The sequence below is a fragment of the Pseudoclavibacter sp. CFCC 14310 genome (genome assembly GCF_008831165.1).
Classification (GTDB): Bacteria; Actinomycetota; Actinomycetes; order Actinomycetales; family Microbacteriaceae; genus Pseudoclavibacter_A.
On sequence record NZ_WBKC01000002.1, the window covers coordinates 460,697 to 477,323 of the forward strand.

Genomic DNA, 16,627 nt, shown 5'->3' on the forward strand with positions numbered 1-16,627 from the left:
TCGGCACCGGTCAGCAGTGCCCGCCGACGGTGAGCACCGGAGCGGTCAGCACTTCGCCCGACGCATCTCTGCGAACGAGAGTGAGGGGCAGCTCGACGGCGGCACCTTTCGCACCTGAGGCCAGAGGAACGCCGGCCCCCACCCAGGCACGTGCGAGCTGGTCTTCGCCTTTGAGCATCCGCTGTGCCCGCACCCCGCCGGTGCCACGCCCTTTGGCCGGGAACTCGCTGAACGGCGAGATCTTGGCCGACCCGGGCACGATGTCGGCGAATGCGGTCGAATCGTTGGCGATGGTCAGCACAGTGGCCTGCCCGGCAGTGATCACCGCCTTCGGAACGACGCCGAACCACAGAATCTCATCGTCGGCGCCCAGTCGCATGCCGGCCATTCCCTGTGCACTGCGCCCCTGAGGGCGCACGCTGCTCGCGACGAAGTGCAGCAGCTGAGCCTGACGCGAGACGAAGACGAGTTCGTCATCGTCAGCGGCCGGTGCCGCACCGACGATGCGGTCGCCCTTCTTGAGTGCGATGACCTCCCAGTCGGGTTTGTCAGGCACGTCTCGTTGCACACGCTTGACCACACCGGAGGCGGTGCCGACGGCCAGCGGGCGCGGATCGTCGAGAGACACCACCGTCACGACGCGTTCGCCCTTCTCGAGGGTCACGAGCGTCTCTGGGCGCACACCGCCGGAGAACTGCACGAGGCCAGGAGCACCGGCGGGGATGCCCAGCACCGACGCTCGAAGCATGCGGCCTCGGTCGGTGACGACGCCGAGCTCGGATCGTGTGGTGGTCTCAAGTCGTGCCGCCAGGCCGTCTGATCTGCGCCGGCTGCCGCCGTCGAGCTGGTCTCCGACCTGGAGTGCGGGCTCGGCCACGATCTCGGGCTCAGCCGTCGTCTGAGTCTCGGCAGCAGCGTCGTCGCCTTGCTCGTCTGCGAGCGCTTGGCGCACCAGCTTGCCATTCGCGCCCAGCAGCACCGCACAGGGCTCGTCAGGAATCTCAAGAGGCACGTCGGCAGCCACTGTGCGGGCGTCTTCGGTCAGCAGCACGGTGCGGCGCGGCTGGGCGAGCACCTTGGCGACCTCGTCGAGTTCCCGAGCCACTTGGTCGCGCAGACGACGTTCGCTGCCCAGCAGCTCGCTGAGCTTCTCGATGCGTCGCAGCAGGTCGTCTCGCTCGGCCTCGAGCTCGATCTGGCTGAACTTCGTCAGGCGGCGCAGCCGCAGTTCGAGGATGTAATCGGCCTGAGGCTGGCTGAGGTCGAAGACGCTCATCAGTCGGGCTCGGGCCGTCTCGGTATCGTCACTGGAGCGGATCAGCGCGATGACCTCGTCGATGTCGACGATCGCGATCAGCAGGCCTTCGACGAGATGCAGACGTTCCTGCGCCCGGTCGAGACGATGCTGGCTGCGCCGTCGCACGACCTCGATGCGGTGCGCGTTGTAGACGCCGAGCATCTCGACGAGCCCGACGGTGCGTGGTCGACCGTCGATCAGCACGACGTTGTTGATGCCGAAGTTCGTCTCAAGCGGCGTGTGCCGGTAGAGCGACGAGAGCACGGCCTCGGGGGAGAACCCGGTCTTGACGTCGATGATCAGACGCAGGCCGTTGTTGCGATCGGTGAGATCGTGCACGTTCGAGATGCCCTGCAGCTTCTTCGCCGTCACACCGTCTTTGATCTTCTGAATGACCGACTCGGGGCCGACCATGTATGGCAGCTCGGTGATGACGATGCCCTGCCGACGCGCACTCACCCGCTCGATCGACGCCTTGGCGCGCATGGTGAAGATGCCGCGGCCGCGTTCGTATGCGTCGTGCACGCCGTCGAGGCCGACGATGCTGCCGCCGCTGGGCAGATCGGGGCCGGGCAGCAGACGCATGAGGTCGTCGACGGTGGCATGCGGATGCCGAAGCAGGTGCACAGCCGCCGCGATCGCCTCACGGGGGTTGTGCGGTGCCATATTCGTCGCCATGCCGACTGCGATGCCGCTCGTGCCGTTGATCAGCAGGTTCGGGAAGGGCGCAGGGAGCACACTCGGCTGCTGCAGCTGGTTGTCGTAGTTGGGTACGAAGTCGACGACGTTCTCGTCGAGGCTGTCGGTCATCAGCATCGCGGCGGCCGTCAGGCGCGCCTCGGTGTAGCGTGACGCCGCAGGGCCGTCGTCCAACGAGCCGAAGTTGCCGTGACCGTCGACCAGCGGCACCTCCATCGCGAAGTCACGCGAGAGTCGCACGAGCGCGTCGTAGATCGCAGAGTCGCCGTGAGGATGCAGCTTGCCCATCACCTCACCGACCACACGAGCCGACTTCACATGGCCTTTGTCGGGGGAGAGCCCCATCTCGCGCATCATGTAGAGGATGCGTCGTTGCACGGGCTTCAACCCGTCGCGAGCATCTGGCAGTGCACGCGAGTGAATCACCGACATCGCGTACTCGACGTAGCTGCGCTGCATCTCGGTCGTGACGTCGATGTCTTCGATGCGCTGCTTCGGCTGATCGGTCGCGGTGCTGCTCATGGTCTCCAGTCTGCCTGCTCGGTCTGCACCGGCCTGGGGTCGTGCGCCTGCTGTGCGAGACTGTACCGGTGAATCGGATTCTACCCGCACCCACCGACAACACCGCGTTCATCGAAGACGTGGCGCGAGAAGGCCTCGAGGCCGTCTCGGGTCGGCACACCCGCTCGACGCTCGACCTGCCCGCCTGTGATCACTTCGCCGTCGTGCTCGTCGACGGGTTGGGCAGCCACAACCTTCACGCCCGCTCCGGGTACGCGCGCCACCTGCTGCAGGCCGACCGTCAGCATCCCCATCGCCCGCTCAGCGCCCGGCTGCCCACCACGACAGCTGCGTCGCTCACCTCGTTGGCGACCGGCCTCGCCCCGGCGCAGCACGGCATCGTCGGCTACAGCGTCTACGATCGCGACGCCAGGACCGTGCGCAATCAGCTGAACGGCTGGGGCCCTGAGATGCCTCCCGAGAGCTGGCAGCCGCACTCGACTCTGTTCGAGCAGGCAAGCGGCGTCGACGTCGAGGCCTTCGCCATCGGCCCAGCCGACTATGAGCACAGCGGCTTCAGCGCAGCGACCCTGCGTGGCGCGCGTTACGTCGCGGCCGACGATCTCGAAGACCGGTTCGCTGCCCTCGCCGACATTCGCCGACATGCGAAGCGGTCGCTCGTCCAGGTCTACGTGCCAGAGCTCGACAAGATCGGCCACCGCAGGGGCTGGGGGTCACCTCGTTGGTCAGAGATGCTCGAGCAGATCGACGCGGTGACGGCAGACGCCCGTCTCGAGCGCCGCGGCTGGAGCACCGTGCTCACCGGCGACCACGGAATGCTCGACATCGACGGGGCCGACCACGTGCTGCTCACCGAATGGTCGGGATCCGAATCCATTCTGGCGACGGCAGGGGAGCCGCGCTGCGTGCAGCTGGTGCTGACGGACGAAGCGGACCATCCCGCCGCAGCGCTCGACCTGCAGCGCCATCTGGACGACGTGGCCGGCACCGGAGAGTTCGTCACGTGCACGCGTGCCGAACTGTGCGACAGCGGGCTGCTCGGCCCGTCGGTGGATGCGACGGCTCGGCACCGACTCGGAGACGTCGCAGCGATCGCGCTGGGAGACCACGCGGCGATCTATCGTGGGCTGCCGGCCGATGAGGCGTCACGGCGCATGGTCGGCCAGCACGGCGGCTTCAGCAGGTGGGAGCGCGAGGTGCCTCTGATCCGCTGGTGAGCGAAGCGACGCGTCTGCGGCGCCCGAGACTACTTCTCGTCGTGCGGCTTGGTGCCGAACACGATCTCGTCCCAGCTCGGCAGACTCGGCCGGCCCTTGCGCGGGGCGCCTGCGTCGGGAGCGGCAGCGGTGTGATCAGCCTGATCGTCGGACGACGCGGAGGGCTCGGGCAACTGCTCTGGAACGACGTGCAGACGCGTCTGCGACGACGGACGCAGCCCAGCCGTCTCTTCGGCCTCGGGCTTCTTGTCGGCGTCGTGGCGACGCCGCAGCGCCTGCAGCAGGTCTTCGGTCTCACTGTGCACTTTCGGGCGTTCGCCGCGAAGTCCGTCAGCAGCATTACGCCCGACGTGATCCGTCGGTGCCACACGCTCCGACCGACCAAGTCGATCACTGCGTCCCTCTCGGCCGAGTCGAGCCTGCGCGTCGCTCGTGGAGTCATGCGCAGACGCTGAGTCGTCTGCCTCGGAGCGATCTTCATGCTGACCGTGGCGGTTGCGTATGGCGTTCTCCCACAGTCGAGCTCCGTCAGCTCGTGCCGTGGTCGGGTCAGGGATCTGAGCCGATGCAGGCGCCGCAGCGGCGGCGTCCTCCTCATCGGCGCTCTCGAGCGGAAAGGTGTCGACAGTCGTCGCCGCATCGACCAGGCGCAGCCGCACCGGTTTCACCGGCTCGAGATCCTGTGCGCTTGAGAGCTGGTCGGCCTCTTCGTTCGCCGGGGTCAGCTGGCGACGGCGAGGATCGAAGAACCAGCGTGCGGCTCGATCGGCGTCGTCAGCGGTGTACGCGACCTGAACGGTCCATCGGCCGTCGTCTTCGCGCCAGCTCGACCACATGGTGTGCTCTGCACCGCGGTTGACCAATCGGTGGGCGATGATGTGGCCGAAGGTCGACGTCTCTGCGCCCTCTTCGTTGAAGTGCAGCGGAACCTCTTGAGCCATGTCGACCATGTGTTCCAGCTCGGCGATCACAGGAGCCTCGAACTTGGCGATGTACTCTGCCTCGACGCCGAAGTGATCGGCGACCTGCTCACTGGTGAGCCCGGAGCGCAGCAGCTGCTGCACATCTCGAGGCGCCGGCAGCGCGCTGCGTGGCGCCGCAGAGGGAAGGGCGCGTCGCACCCGAATCGCCTGTCTCAGCTCGGGCGTCACCGGCACGGCGAACTGCTCGCCCTGGGGATCGACCAGCAGCAGCCGATCGTCCTCGGTTCCGACGAATTTCAGCTCGCGCACCATGGCCTCCTCGCGGTCTCTCATCACTGTCCCTGACATCTTGCCACCTGCGCAGGCCGGAGGTCTGCAGGCTTGCCGTGTTTTCTGCGGCGTCGTGCCGGAGCCAAATCGAATCGCACGGTTTGCGAAACGTCAGACAATGATGCATGCTATCTGCGCCACAGCAAGCAGAACGGACACAGACATGGCCACAGACTACGACGCGCCTCGGCGCCAAGAGGACGAATCCGACTCGCTCGACGCGCTGAAGCAGAGCATCCCGTCGAAGCCGAAGACGACTGCCGATGACGAGAACGACACCAGCGAGTACGCGCTTGCCGACGGACCCGATCTGTCAGACGCCGAGCTCGACGTCGTCGTGCTGCCTCCTCAGGAGAACGAGTTCACGTGTGTGGAGTGCTTTCTGGTGAAGCACCGCACGCAGTTCGATCACGAGAGCTCGCTCGGGCCGGTCTGCAAGGACTGCGCGGCCTGAGCCAGTCGGATCTCGGCGGCCAGCTCATCCGCATGCCGTGATCCGATCAGCCAGTACGGTGTCGGATCCTCGGGGTCGATCACTGGAATCCGGATGAGGTCCACCCCGCCTCTGAAGGCTACGAACGCGCGCATGTCGAGCTGCCCGCGAATCTGTTCGAGGGCTGCGTCGCCTCTGCGGTAGACCACGGGATCGCCCAGAGCCGCGACCGGGATGCTCGCGCGACCGACCGTCAGGCGGTCGGAGGCCAGCGTGATCAGGGGAGAGGCCAGCCAGCTGATGGCGGCGAAGAGCACGAAGAGCACCGGGCCGACGATGAACCCGGTCACGGGGCTCACCTTGTAGAAGACCGTCGCGAAGGCGGGGATTATCAGCAGCAGCGCGATATAGGCCCCACCATGAGGTCGCAGACGTTCTCGATAAATCATCAGTCACCGGTTCTTCATACGCTGACCCACACGCACACGGGCATGTAGGCTGGACACCGTGAATTCTAACGTCCAGGTGCTCTTCGCCGGAGCAGCCGCGCCCGTTTACGCACGTCCCGGAGACGCAGGAGCAGACCTCTGCGCCAACGAATCGGCGACCGTGCCGGCCAGACAGAGGGCAGTCATCGGCACCGGCCTGTCGATCGCCCTGCCCGAGGGCTGCGTCGGGCTGGTGCATCCCCGCAGCGGCCTCGCCCTGCACAGCGGAATCACAGTGCTCAACGCACCAGGCACCATCGATGCGGGCTATCGTGGCGAGATCAAAGTCATTCTGCTCAACACGTCAGACCAGGACTTCGACGTCAGACCGGGTGATCGCATCGCTCAGCTCGTCGTGCAGCGTTTCGAGCGTGTGGAGTTCGTCGAGGTCGAGCGTCTGCCCGGCAGCGCGAGAGCCTCACAGGGTTTCGGCTCGACCGGGGTCTGAGCACCCGTTTCACCTCGTAGGCCATTTGAACTGAAAGGATCCGAACGTGTTCGGAAGAAAGTCACGTGCCGATCGGCACGACGACCAGCAGAACGCAGACGCAGTCGACACAGAGGATGCCGTGCGTGAGTCTGATGAAGACCAGAGCGCGGATGTGGCCGACGAGTCGTCAGACGTGTCAGACGCTGACGAGCTCGCCGAACCGAAAGAGCTGCTCGAAGGTCGTGACGAGCAGGGTCCGTTCGACTTCGGCGAGTTCACCGCGTCTCAGCCGCTGATCGACTTCGGATCGATTCTGCTGCCGCCCAGACCAGGACTCACCATCCGCGTCGAGGTGGAAGAGCCCTCCAAGCGACCGGTGGCCGTCACATTCGAAGACGAGGGCACCCAGCTGCAGGTGCAGGCGTTCGCCGCGCCGCGCAGCGAAGGTCTGTGGCACGAAGTGCGCGAGCAGATCACCCAGCAGCTCGGTGCGCAGAAGGCCGCCCACCGTGAGTTCCAGGGAGAGCTCGGCCTCGAGGTGCACGCCGCGGTGCAGACGCCGGAGGGCACTCAGGTCGTGCGTTTTCTCGGCGTCGACGGTCCGCGCTGGTTCCTGCGCGGCGTCGTCTCCGGCACAGGTCTCGACAACGAAGAGACCGCCGAACGCGTGAACGCGCTCTTCCGCTCCATCGTGGTGCGCCGCGGCTCCGAACCTCGTGCACCGCGCGAGCTGCTGCCGCTGAGTCTGCCGCAGCAGAACGCCGCAGACTCCGTGCCTGCGAATGCGTGAGCTGCTCGATCAGGACACACTCGACGCGAAGACCGTTTGGGCGTCGCTCGGCGGCGTGCGTGGCCTGGCCGAGTCGGTGCTGCCCGGCGTCGTCTTCATCCTGATTCAGACGATCACCCGACAGCTGGCCTGGGCGGTCGGCGCCAGCCTCGTGCTGGTGGCGGTCTTCGTGATCTGGCGCCTGGCCCGCCACGAGTCGCTGCAGTCGGCGCTCTCCGGTCTCTTCGGCGTGGCGCTGGGGGCGGTGTTCGCTCTGGTCACCGGCCGCGCCTCAGAGAACTATCTTCCCGGGCTGATCATCAATGCGGTCAGCGCGTTGGCCCTGCTCGTCTCGCTGTTGGTGCGCCGGCCGCTGGTCGGTCTCGCCGTCGGTGCGCTGCGCGGGGATGTTTCGCTGGCGCACGAGAATCGGCTGCTGCTGCGAGCGGGCGCGCTGGCGACCGGCGTCTGGGCCGCCATCGCCGTGCTGCGTCTTGCCGTTCAGCTGCCGCTCTATCTGCAGTCGCGCGCCGACGACGACATCGTCGCGCTGGGCGTCGTGAAGCTCGCCATGGGGCTGCCACTGCTCGCGGTCGGAGCACTGCTGACCTGGCTGCTGCTGCGGCCGGTCATCGTCGCCCTCGACGAGATCGCGGATGGCGATGGCGCGCCTGTCAACACGAATTCCGACGCACAACAGTGATCATCGACAATAAGTGAGGGCATCCTTACTGGAATTCGCACTGTGAATCGGATCATTCTAAAGAAGAATTTCAATGATGAGAGGGGCAGCATGTCCGTAAACAGTTTCGGTGCTCGCGACACACTGACCGTCGGCGGCCAGGACTACGAGATTTACCGGTTGGACACAGTCCCCGGCCATGAGGTGCTGCCGTACAGCCTGAAGGTGTTGCTCGAAAACCTGCTGCGCACCGAAGACGGTGCCAACATCACTGCCGAACACATCAAGGCGCTCGGCAGCTGGGATCCCAATGCTCAGCCTGACACCGAGATCCAGTTCACCCCGGCTCGCGTGGTCATGCAGGACTTCACCGGTGTTCCCTGCATCGTCGATCTGACGACGATGCGTGAGGCCATGAAGAACCTGGGCGGCGATCCGACCAAGATCAACCCGCTTGCTCCCGCAGAGCTCGTGATCGACCACTCCGTCATCGTCGACGTCTTCGGTCAGTCAGACGCCGTGCAGCGCAACGTCGAGATCGAGTACGAGCGCAACGGCGAACGCTATCAGTTCCTGCGCTGGGGGCAGCAGGCATTCGACAACTTCAAGGTGGTTCCGCCGGGCACCGGCATCATCCACCAGGTGAACATCGAGTACCTCGCCCGCGTGGTCTTCGACAAGCATCTCGAAGACGGCACTGTTCAGGCCTACCCTGACACCTGCGTCGGCACCGACTCGCACACCACCATGGTGAACGGCATCGGCGTGCTGGGCTGGGGCGTCGGCGGCATCGAAGCCGAGGCGGCCATGCTGGGGCAGCCGGTCTCCATGCTCATTCCGCGCGTGGTCGGCTTCAAGCTGAGCGGCGAGATCCCCGCCGGCGTGACGGCGACCGACGTCGTGCTCACCATCACTGAGATGCTCCGCGAACACGGTGTGGTCGGCAAGTTCGTCGAATTCTACGGCGAGGGAGTGGCCAGTGTGCCGCTCGCGAACCGCGCCACCATCGGCAACATGAGCCCCGAGTTCGGCTCGACTGCGGCGATCTTCCCGATCGACGACGTGACGCTCGACTATCTGCGCCTGACCGGTCGCAGCGATGAGCGCGTCGCCCTCGTCGAGGCCTACGCCAAAGAGCAGGGCCTCTGGCATGATCCGAAGCACGAGCCGCACTTCTCGGAGTACATGGAGCTCGACCTGTCGACCGTCGTGCCCTCGATCGCCGGCCCGAAGCGCCCTCAGGACCGCATCAAGCTGAGCGAGTCGAAGCAGTCGTTCGAGAAGACGCTGCCGACCTACGCTGGCGAGACGAGCGAGGCTCCGGTCGAGTACGCGGGTCAGAACTTCGATCTGAAGAACGGCGCCGTCGCGGTCGCCGCCATCACTTCGTGCACGAACACTTCGAACCCCTCGGTCATGATCGCCGCAGGCCTGGTCGCCAAGAAGGCGGTGGAGAAGGGCCTCGAGCAGAAGCCCTGGGTCAAGACCTCTCTGGCCCCCGGCTCGAAGGTCGTCACCGACTACTACGACAAGTCGGGTCTCACCCCGTACCTCGAGGGCGTCGGCTTCTACACCACCGGATATGGCTGCACGGTCTGCATCGGCAACACCGGCCCGCTGCCCGAACCGATCAGCGAGGCGATCAACGAGAACGATCTGGCTGTGACCGCCGTGCTCTCAGGCAACCGCAACTTCGAGGGCCGCATCAGCCCCGACGTCAAGATGAACTACCTCGCCAGCCCGCCGCTGGTGATCGCCTACGCACTGGCCGGCACGATGGACTTCGACTTCGAGACACAGCCGCTCGGCCAGGACGCCGACGGCAACGATGTGTACCTCAAAGACATCTGGCCGACGGCCGAAGAGGTGCAGCAGACGATCGATTCGTCGATCGACCGCGACATGTTCACATCGAAGTACGCTTCGGTCTTCGAGGGCGACGAGAAGTGGCGCGGTCTGCCCACTCCCGAAGGAAAGCTCTTCGAGTGGGACGACGACTCGACCTATGTGCGCAACCCTCCGTACTTCGACGGCATGTCGAAAGACCCGGAGCCGGTGGCGGACATCACGGGTGCTCGTGTGCTGGCGAAGCTCGGTGACTCGGTCACCACCGACCACATCTCGCCCGCAGGTTCGATCAAGGCAGACACCCCGGCCGGCAAGTACCTGCTGAGCAAGGGCGTCGACCGCCGCAGCTTCAACTCGCTGGGCTCGCGTCGAGGCAACCACGAGGTGATGATCCGCGGCACGTTCGCGAACATCCGTCTCAAGAACCTGCTGCTCGACGGAGTCGAGGGTGGGTACACTCGCGACTTCACGCAGGAGGGCGGCCCGCAGTCGTTCATCTACGATGCCGCAGAGAACTATCAGAAGGCCCAGACCCCGCTGGTCGTGCTTGCCGGCAAGGAGTACGGCACGGGCTCCAGCCGTGACTGGGCTGCGAAGGGCACGCGCCTGCTGGGCGTCAAGGCGGTCATCGCTGAGAGCTTCGAACGCATCCACCGTTCGAACCTGATCGGCATGGGCGTCATCCCGCTGCAGTTCCCGGCAGGGGAGTCGTACGAGTCACTCGGCATCGACGGCACTGAGATCTTCTCTTTCTCGGGCATCGAACGCCTCAACGACGGTGAGACGCCGGCGACGGTCACGGTGACAGCGGCTCCCAGCGAGTTCTCTGCTGCGGGCAAAGAACCGGTGACATTCGAGGCCGTCGTTCGCATCGACACCCCCGGTGAGGCGAACTACTACCGCAACGGAGGCATCCTGCAGTACGTGCTGCGTCAGCTCGCTGCGTAGCCTGAACTGCCACTGAGGCCCTGAACGTCACCGTCGAGGTGACACAGAGGGCTGCGGAGATTCCGACGAAAGGGCTCGCGCCACTCCAACCGAGTGGCGCGAGCCCTTTCGCACAGTCGCAGCACGTAGCATGAGTCAAAGCACTGAGAGGTCACCATCGGCATGGCAGAGCACAGCGACATCGAACGATCATCCTCGACCCCGGCTCACGAGGCGGGGCCGGACGCCTCCGCCGGTCTGCTCGCCGGCATCCACGGGCCGAGCGACCTCGACCGGCTGTCGGCCGCACAGCTGCGCGATCTCGCCGACGAGATCCGTGCGTTTCTGATCACTTCCGTCGCACGCACCGGAGGTCATCTCGGGCCGAACCTCGGCGTCGTCGAGATCACCATCGCGCTGCACCGGGTCTTCGACTCGCCGCATGATCCCATCGTCTTCGACACCGGACATCAGTCGTATGTGCACAAACTCCTCACCGGTCGCCACGACTTCGCCCATCTTCGCCAACGGGGCGGTCTCGCGGGCTACCCGCAGCGTTCCGAGAGCCCGCACGACATCGTGGAGAGCTCGCACGCTTCGTCATCGCTGTCATGGGCAGACGGCATCTCACGCGCGCTCACGCTGCGCGGCGAGACGGATCGCACCGTGGTGGCAGTGATCGGCGACGGCGCTCTGACCGGCGGCATGGTCTGGGAGGCCATCAACAACATCTCAGATCAGAACGACCGCCATCTGGTGATCGTGGTCAACGACAACGGACGTTCGTATGCTCCGACGATCGGCGGCATGGCTCGCTACATGAACGAGCTGCGCACACATGGCGGCTACGACCGCGCCTACAAGGCCAGCCGTCGGTTCTTCTATCGCCTCGGACGCCCCGGCCGTTTTCTCTTCAACAGCGTGCGCGGCGGTCTCTACGGCCTGTTGCGGGCGCAGAGCGGCGAGGACTACGCCCTCTTCTCGAACCTGGACATCAAGTACATCGGCCCGGTCGACGGTCACGACATCGAGGCGATGGAGGTCGCCCTGCGTCAGGCGAAGCGCTTCGGCCACCCGGTGATCGTGCATGCGGTCACACAGAAGGGGCACGGCTACGAGCCTGCACGCGCTGACAAGGCCGACCAGTTCCATGCGGTCGGTCGCATCGACCCCGACACCGGTCAGCCGATCTCGACGGTGAAGTCGATCACCTGGACGGCCGTCTTCTCGGACGAGATGCTCGAGCAGGCGCGCCGACGTCCCGAGGTCGTGGGCATCACCGCAGCGATGCGGCTGCCGGTCGGTCTCGACGCGATGTCGCAGGCCTTCCCCGATCGGGTCATCGACGTGGGCATCGCCGAAGAGCACGCGGTGGCCTCAGCCGCCGGCCTGGCGTTCGGCGGCGCGCACCCGGTCGTCGCGCTCTACGCGACCTTCCTCAATCGCGCCTTCGATCAGGTGCTCATGGACGTCGCACTGCACCGCGCCGGCGTCACCTTCGTCCTCGACCGGGCAGGCGTGACCGGCCCCGACGGCGCCAGCCACAACGGGCAGTGGGATCTCTCGACGCTGCAGCTGGTGCCCGGCATCCGCATCGCCGCGCCTCGCGACGCCGCGACGCTGCGCGAAGAGCTCGGAGAGGCCCTCGACGTCTCAGACGCTCCGACTGTGCTGCGATACCCGAAGGGCACTGTGAACGAACCGCTGCCCGCTCTCAGCCGCTCGACAGACGGCGTCGACGTGCTCTTTCGATCGACGAGCCGCGATGTGCTCATCGTCTCGATCGGCGCGATGGCACCCGTCGCCCTCGACGTCGCGCGTCGGCTGCACGAACAGGGCATCGGCACGACCGTGATCGATCCTCGGTGGGTCGTGCCGGTGCCGCACACGGTGCTCACGCGGGCGGCCAGACACCGACTGGTCGTCACCATCGAAGACGGCCTGCGCACCGGAGGCATCGGCACCCGCATCCGTCAGGACATGCGTGATGCCGGCATCGACACGGGACTCACTGAGTTCGGCCTGCCTGATGAGTTCTTCCCGCACGCGACCCGCGACCAGCTGCTGCACGACTCGGGGCTCGACGCGGCGGCTATCACCGAGCAGGTCATCCAGATGGTGCTCGGCACGCGTGTGCCCAACGCTCGCGGAGCCCGCCATGACGGCTTTCCAGATGCCACCGACTTCGACGTCACCGATCACCGTGCGGCCTCCGACGGGCTCTGAGCCCGACTGAGGCGATGTCGCGGCTACGCTGAGGCGGCCTCGCGGAAAGCCTCTGCGATCGGTGCCGCGGTGAGCTCGGTCTGCCAGGGCCGGGCACCGAGTTCTGCAAGCCGTGCGGCGACTTCGGCAGCGTCGATCGGCTCCGAGGTCTCCCAAGCGAGTTCACGAAGCACTCGGGGCTGCAGCAGGTTCTCGACCGGCAGATCGTGAGCCTGGGCGATCTCGATCAGGGCCGACCTGGCTGTGCGCAGACGCTGATCGGCCTCCGGGTGCTGCCGACCCCAGGAGCGATGATGGGGCACGCCCTCATGCGGCACGCGCACGCTGATGGGCTCTTGGCTGGCTCGCGCGCGCTGCACGGCCGCCCACCAGTGTCTCAGCTCGGAATGGGCGCCGCGCCCGTTGAACTCGCGCAGAGCCAGCAGCTCATGCTCGTTGCGCACTGCGTTGGTCGCCGCGGCCATGATGGCGCGATCGGGGATGAGCCGGTGCGGCGAGAGATCGCGCTGCCGAGCCAGCGCATCGCGTTCGTTCCAGAGCTCGCGCACGATGCGCAGCTGCCGCGGCGTGCGCGCAGCTGTGATCCCGCTGGTGCGACGCCAGGGCTCGCCCGGCTTCTGCCGCGGTTCGAAGTCCATCTCGGCGGCGAATTCCTGCCGAGCGATCTCGAGCTTGCCCTGATCGGTCAGAAGACGTTCGACCTCGTCTCTCAGCTCGACGAGATACTCGACGTCGAGGGCGGCGTAGGCGAGCCATTCCTCAGGCAGTGGGCGTCGTGACCAGTCGGCTGCCGAGTGCTCCTTCTTCAGATGGATGCCGAAGAGGTCGTCGAGCAGACCGCCGAGTCCGACATGCGGCAGATTCAGCAGTCTCGCACCCAGCTCGGTGTCGAAGAGCGCGGCGGGAGAGAGCCCGAGCTCATGCAGCGAAGGCAGGTCTTGGGTCGCCGCGTGCAGCACCCACTCCTGTCGCCCGATGACGCTCTGCAGCTCGGCCATGGCCTCGCCGTCGAAGGCGACCGGGTCGAGCAGCACCGCGGGCTCGTCGCCGCGACGCATCTGCACCAGATAGGCGTTGTCGTGATAGCGGAAGCCGCTCGCGCGTTCGGTGTCGAGTGCAAGCGGACCGTCAGCTCCCTCGAGTCGGCGCATCGCCTGCTCAAGCCCTCTGGGCGTCGCCACAACCGGTGGAATGCCGTCTGCCGGCTGCACGACGAGATGTGAGGGATGGTCTTCGACGTTCACAGTGTGGAAAAGCCTTTCGCCTACGAGTGCGTGTCAGTGAGAGTGGGAAGAAGCACCGAGATCTCGCCCGGCACCGGAGGCAGGCTCGCCGCTTCGCTGATCAGATCGATCCAGGCGAGCAGGTGGGGAGTCACCGGCTGATCGACCTCAGCCGACCATGAGGCCCGCAGTTCGATCTCTGTTCCGTCGGTCTCGGTGCTCAGCGCGCCGAAACCGGAGTTGATCGTCTTGGTAACCGTGCCCGAGATGCTGTGATAGCGCGCCTGCTGCTGATGGAGTCCGTCTTCGAGCCAGGACCAGACCACGCCCGCAACGAACGGATCGAGGCCGAGATCGGCCTCGAGCGGCGCCTTGAGATAGGAGATCACGCGCAGTGTCGACCCCCAGCCCTCTGGCGGCTCTGGGTTGTGCAGCAGCACGAAGCGTGCGCTGGCGCGCGAGTGCACGAAGGTCGACTTGGCGTCGACCTCGACGGCGAAGGCGACGGCCTCGGGTGCGATGTGCGACGGAGCGTCGATGCGTTCGAGCACGATGTCAGAGCGGTGGCGCACAGCCGAGAGCTCGCGCAGGAGGTTTGCGAACTCCGGGCTCATCTCATCGTCTCTGCGCACTTCGGTCACGCAAGCAGACTAAAATGACCGAAGGCAGACTGGCGTCAGACTCGCCGCGCTGGAGAGGATCACATGCCCGAGCACAGAGACAACCGTTCAGAGGCCCCGCAGCGCTCCGGCAGGGGGCTCTCGCTGCTGGGTGTGGTGGCCGGTGTGACCGGTGCGGCGGCAGCCGTGATGGCTGCCGGAGCCGCCGCGAGCGCGCATGTCGCCCGCGAAGTGGTGATGCCGCCGAGGCGTCGCACCGAAGACGTCAGCGTCCAAGCGGTCTGGTCGGATGCGGACGGTCTCTTGATCACCCTCAAGTCGACTCGGGACTCCAGGCTGGCCGGCGTGCCGGGCGAGTACAGCTTCTGGTTCGACGAAGGTCGCGGGCATGCCGTCATCGGCGAGATCGTCGATCAGACGTGGGACAGCATCACGCGGCGCGTGCTGCGCGTCGACTTCGGTGTGCTCGACGGTCGCGTGCGTCGCGGACGTGTCAACGGGTGGGTCTGGCTGACGCCGGAGTCGGCCGGTTTCGATGCCCAGAACGTGCTCATCGACGGCCCACTCGGCCCGAACCCCGCCTGGCTGGTCTCGCATGAGCCCAGCGGCCGCCCGGTCTACGCCGTCGACCGGCCTGACGACGTCGACGAAGCTGCATCGGCACATCCGGCCGAAGCGAGCGAACCGCCGACGGAGACCGCCGAATCCGGTGCCGACCGATCACAGACATGGGTCATCCATGTGCACGGGCGTGCCTCGGCTCGACCAGAGGTCGTCCGCGGTCTCGGCGCGGTGCAGCAGCTCGGCCTGACGTCGCTGGTCGTGAGCTATCGCAACGACGGCGAGGCGACGCCCAGCGCAGACAACCGCTATGCCCTCGGCGAGACTGAGTGGGAGGACGTCGAGGCGGCGATCGACTATGCGCTCTCGCACGGTGCGAAGAAGGTCTTTCTCTTCGGCTGGTCGATGGGAGGAGCCATCGTGCTCCAGACTCTGGCCAGAACCCGGCACGCCCGACGCATCGGGGGAGTGCTCCTCGACTCACCGGTCGTCGACTGGGGCGACGCCCTGGCATATCAGGCGGATGCGTCCAGCGTGCCGGCCCCGGTGCGCGAGTTCGCACTGACCCTTTTGGGCCGACGCTGGGCCACGCCTGCGACAGGGCTGCAGAGCCCCATCGACCTCGACGCGCTGAACTGGGTCGCACGGGCGGGAGAGCTGCGCAAACCGGTGCTGCTCATGCACAGCGACGACGACGGGTTCGTGCCGAGCGGCCCGTCACGGGAGCTGGCCGCAGCACGCCCAGATCTGGTGACCTTCGTGCCGTTCAAGACGGCTCGACACTGCAAACTGTGGAACCACGATCGCGAACTGTGGGAGACCAGCGTGACGGACTGGCTGACCGAGCGTCTGGCCCCGACCGCGGCTGGCACGCCGCGTGCCCGGCGCCGCTGAGCGTCGTCAGGCGTCTCGCTCAGCGATCCGGCGCCGAACCTGGGCCTTGATGCGCTCAAGGATTCCGGTCATGCCGCGCAGACGCAGCGGTGACACCGCTCGAGCGAGACCGAGTTCGAACGGGTAGTCGCTGGGTACGTCGAGTACCTGCTGCACGCTCTCACCGTCGAGGCCGTGGACCAGAATCGAGGCGAATCCGCGGGTGGTCGGTGCCTCGCGTGGAGCCGTGACGTGTGGGTGCACCGTGTCTCCGTCGACGTCGACCTTCAGAAAGACGGGAGACTGGCACTCGGGCACGGGCTCAAGCAGATCAGGATCGTCGCGGTAGCGTTCGGGCAGCTCGGGCAGCTCGTCGGCAAACTCCAGCAGCAGCTGCAGCCGGTCTCGCTCACCGAGGGCGTTGAAATCCTCGGCCGTCTCGATGAGCCGGGGCGGCAGATGCTGCGCATCGAGCTCATGGGGTGCGTCAAACAGGTGTGACGAGGGGGAGTCGGAGGTGCTCATGGACGACGAGTCTACGCTGCGGCGGGCGTCGTGC

The 16,627-nt window shown here is 66.3% G+C and carries 14 protein-coding genes; 8 read left to right on the forward strand and 6 right to left on the reverse strand.

What is annotated here, in order from left to right:
* Positions 1-10: 10 nt before the first annotated feature.
* Entirely contained in the window at positions 11-2,518 is a 2,508-nt protein-coding gene (locus tag F8O06_RS05940; RefSeq protein WP_158037980.1) for a DNA topoisomerase (ATP-hydrolyzing) subunit A, read from the reverse strand.
* 68 nt (positions 2,519-2,586) lie between these two features.
* Between F8O06_RS05940 and F8O06_RS05945 the strand changes: the two genes are divergently transcribed.
* Positions 2,587-3,735 carry an alkaline phosphatase family protein gene (locus tag F8O06_RS05945; RefSeq protein WP_192496872.1) on the forward strand — a complete coding sequence of 383 codons (1,149 nt, stop codon included), beginning with the start codon at positions 2,587-2,589 and terminating at the stop codon, positions 3,733-3,735.
* Positions 3,736-3,764: 29 nt separating this feature from the next.
* On the opposite strand, the gene sepH is transcribed toward F8O06_RS05945, so the two are convergent.
* Entirely contained in the window at positions 3,765-5,006 is a 1,242-nt protein-coding gene (gene sepH / locus F8O06_RS05950; RefSeq protein ID WP_158037982.1) for a septation protein SepH, read from the reverse strand.
* 145 nt (positions 5,007-5,151) lie between these two features.
* On the opposite strand from sepH, the gene F8O06_RS05955 reads away from it, so the two are divergent.
* The gene (locus tag F8O06_RS05955; RefSeq protein WP_158031456.1) at positions 5,152-5,442 is read left to right on the forward strand and encodes a DUF4193 family protein; all 291 of its coding nucleotides are present in this window, start codon (positions 5,152-5,154) and stop codon (positions 5,440-5,442) included.
* Here the strand turns inward: F8O06_RS05955 and F8O06_RS05960 are convergent.
* On the reverse strand, positions 5,397-5,870 hold the full coding sequence (locus F8O06_RS05960; RefSeq protein ID WP_158037983.1) for a DUF3093 domain-containing protein: 474 nt from the start codon (positions 5,868-5,870) through the stop codon (positions 5,397-5,399). The two genes, F8O06_RS05955 and F8O06_RS05960, sit on opposite strands and share 46 nt — an antisense overlap.
* 58 nt (positions 5,871-5,928) lie before the next feature.
* On the opposite strand from F8O06_RS05960, the gene dut reads away from it, so the two are divergent.
* From dut to dxs, 5 genes are all read left to right on the forward strand, one after another.
* The gene (gene dut, locus F8O06_RS05965; protein WP_158037984.1) at positions 5,929-6,357 is read left to right on the forward strand and encodes a dUTP diphosphatase; all 429 of its coding nucleotides are present in this window, start codon (positions 5,929-5,931) and stop codon (positions 6,355-6,357) included.
* 46 nt (positions 6,358-6,403) lie between these two features.
* Positions 6,404-7,129 carry a DUF3710 domain-containing protein gene (locus tag F8O06_RS05970; protein ID WP_158037985.1) on the forward strand — a complete coding sequence of 242 codons (726 nt, stop codon included), beginning with the start codon at positions 6,404-6,406 and terminating at the stop codon, positions 7,127-7,129.
* Positions 7,122-7,811: a DUF3159 domain-containing protein gene (locus F8O06_RS05975; protein WP_158037986.1), complete on the forward strand. Its 690-nt coding sequence runs from the start codon at positions 7,122-7,124 to the stop codon at positions 7,809-7,811. Before F8O06_RS05970 ends, F8O06_RS05975 begins: the two co-directional genes overlap by 8 nt.
* Before the next feature lie 90 nt (positions 7,812-7,901).
* Positions 7,902-10,586 (forward strand): aconitate hydratase AcnA, encoded by a 2,685-nt coding sequence (acnA, locus tag F8O06_RS05980; RefSeq protein ID WP_158037987.1) that lies wholly within the window; start codon positions 7,902-7,904, stop codon positions 10,584-10,586.
* Positions 10,587-10,748: 162 nt separating this feature from the next.
* A complete protein-coding gene (gene dxs / locus F8O06_RS05985; RefSeq protein ID WP_158037988.1) occupies positions 10,749-12,791 on the forward strand; it encodes a 1-deoxy-D-xylulose-5-phosphate synthase in 2,043 nt (680 codons plus the stop codon).
* Between the two features lie 23 nt (positions 12,792-12,814).
* Here dxs and F8O06_RS05990 read toward each other — a convergent pair whose 3' ends face one another.
* On the reverse strand, positions 12,815-14,035 hold the full coding sequence (locus tag F8O06_RS05990; RefSeq protein ID WP_225733417.1) for an HRDC domain-containing protein: 1,221 nt from the start codon (positions 14,033-14,035) through the stop codon (positions 12,815-12,817).
* Positions 14,036-14,055: 20 nt separating this feature from the next.
* Positions 14,056-14,655: a DUF3000 family protein gene (locus tag F8O06_RS05995; protein ID WP_158037989.1), complete on the reverse strand. Its 600-nt coding sequence runs from the start codon at positions 14,653-14,655 to the stop codon at positions 14,056-14,058.
* 63 nt (positions 14,656-14,718) lie between these two features.
* On the opposite strand from F8O06_RS05995, the gene F8O06_RS06000 reads away from it, so the two are divergent.
* The gene (locus F8O06_RS06000; RefSeq protein WP_158037990.1) at positions 14,719-16,089 is read left to right on the forward strand and encodes an alpha/beta hydrolase family protein; all 1,371 of its coding nucleotides are present in this window, start codon (positions 14,719-14,721) and stop codon (positions 16,087-16,089) included.
* 6 nt (positions 16,090-16,095) lie between these two features.
* Here F8O06_RS06000 and F8O06_RS06005 read toward each other — a convergent pair whose 3' ends face one another.
* Positions 16,096-16,593, reverse strand: a complete 498-nt coding sequence (locus F8O06_RS06005) for a SufE family protein (RefSeq protein ID WP_158037991.1) — start codon at positions 16,591-16,593, stop codon at positions 16,096-16,098.
* Positions 16,594-16,627 lie beyond the last annotated feature (34 nt).

Excerpts from the sequence above, each read along its gene's own strand:
- F8O06_RS05955 (WP_158031456.1), top strand. The coding sequence starts at position 5,152 with ATGGCCACAGACTACGACGCGCCTCGGCGCCAAGAGGACGAATCCGAC.
- sepH (WP_158037982.1), bottom strand. The coding sequence starts at position 5,006 with ATGTCAGGGACAGTGATGAGAGACCGCGAGGAGGCCATGGTGCGCGAG.
- F8O06_RS05960 (WP_158037983.1), bottom strand. The coding sequence starts at position 5,870 with ATGATTTATCGAGAACGTCTGCGACCTCATGGTGGGGCCTATATCGCG.
- acnA (WP_158037987.1), top strand. The coding sequence starts at position 7,902 with ATGTCCGTAAACAGTTTCGGTGCTCGCGACACACTGACCGTCGGCGGC.
- F8O06_RS06005 (WP_158037991.1), bottom strand. The coding sequence starts at position 16,593 with ATGAGCACCTCCGACTCCCCCTCGTCACACCTGTTTGACGCACCCCAT.
- dxs (WP_158037988.1), top strand. The coding sequence starts at position 10,749 with ATGGCAGAGCACAGCGACATCGAACGATCATCCTCGACCCCGGCTCAC.
- F8O06_RS05975 (WP_158037986.1), top strand. The coding sequence starts at position 7,122 with ATGCGTGAGCTGCTCGATCAGGACACACTCGACGCGAAGACCGTTTGG.
- F8O06_RS05940 (WP_158037980.1), bottom strand. The coding sequence starts at position 2,518 with ATGAGCAGCACCGCGACCGATCAGCCGAAGCAGCGCATCGAAGACATC.
- F8O06_RS06000 (WP_158037990.1), top strand. The coding sequence starts at position 14,719 with ATGCCCGAGCACAGAGACAACCGTTCAGAGGCCCCGCAGCGCTCCGGC.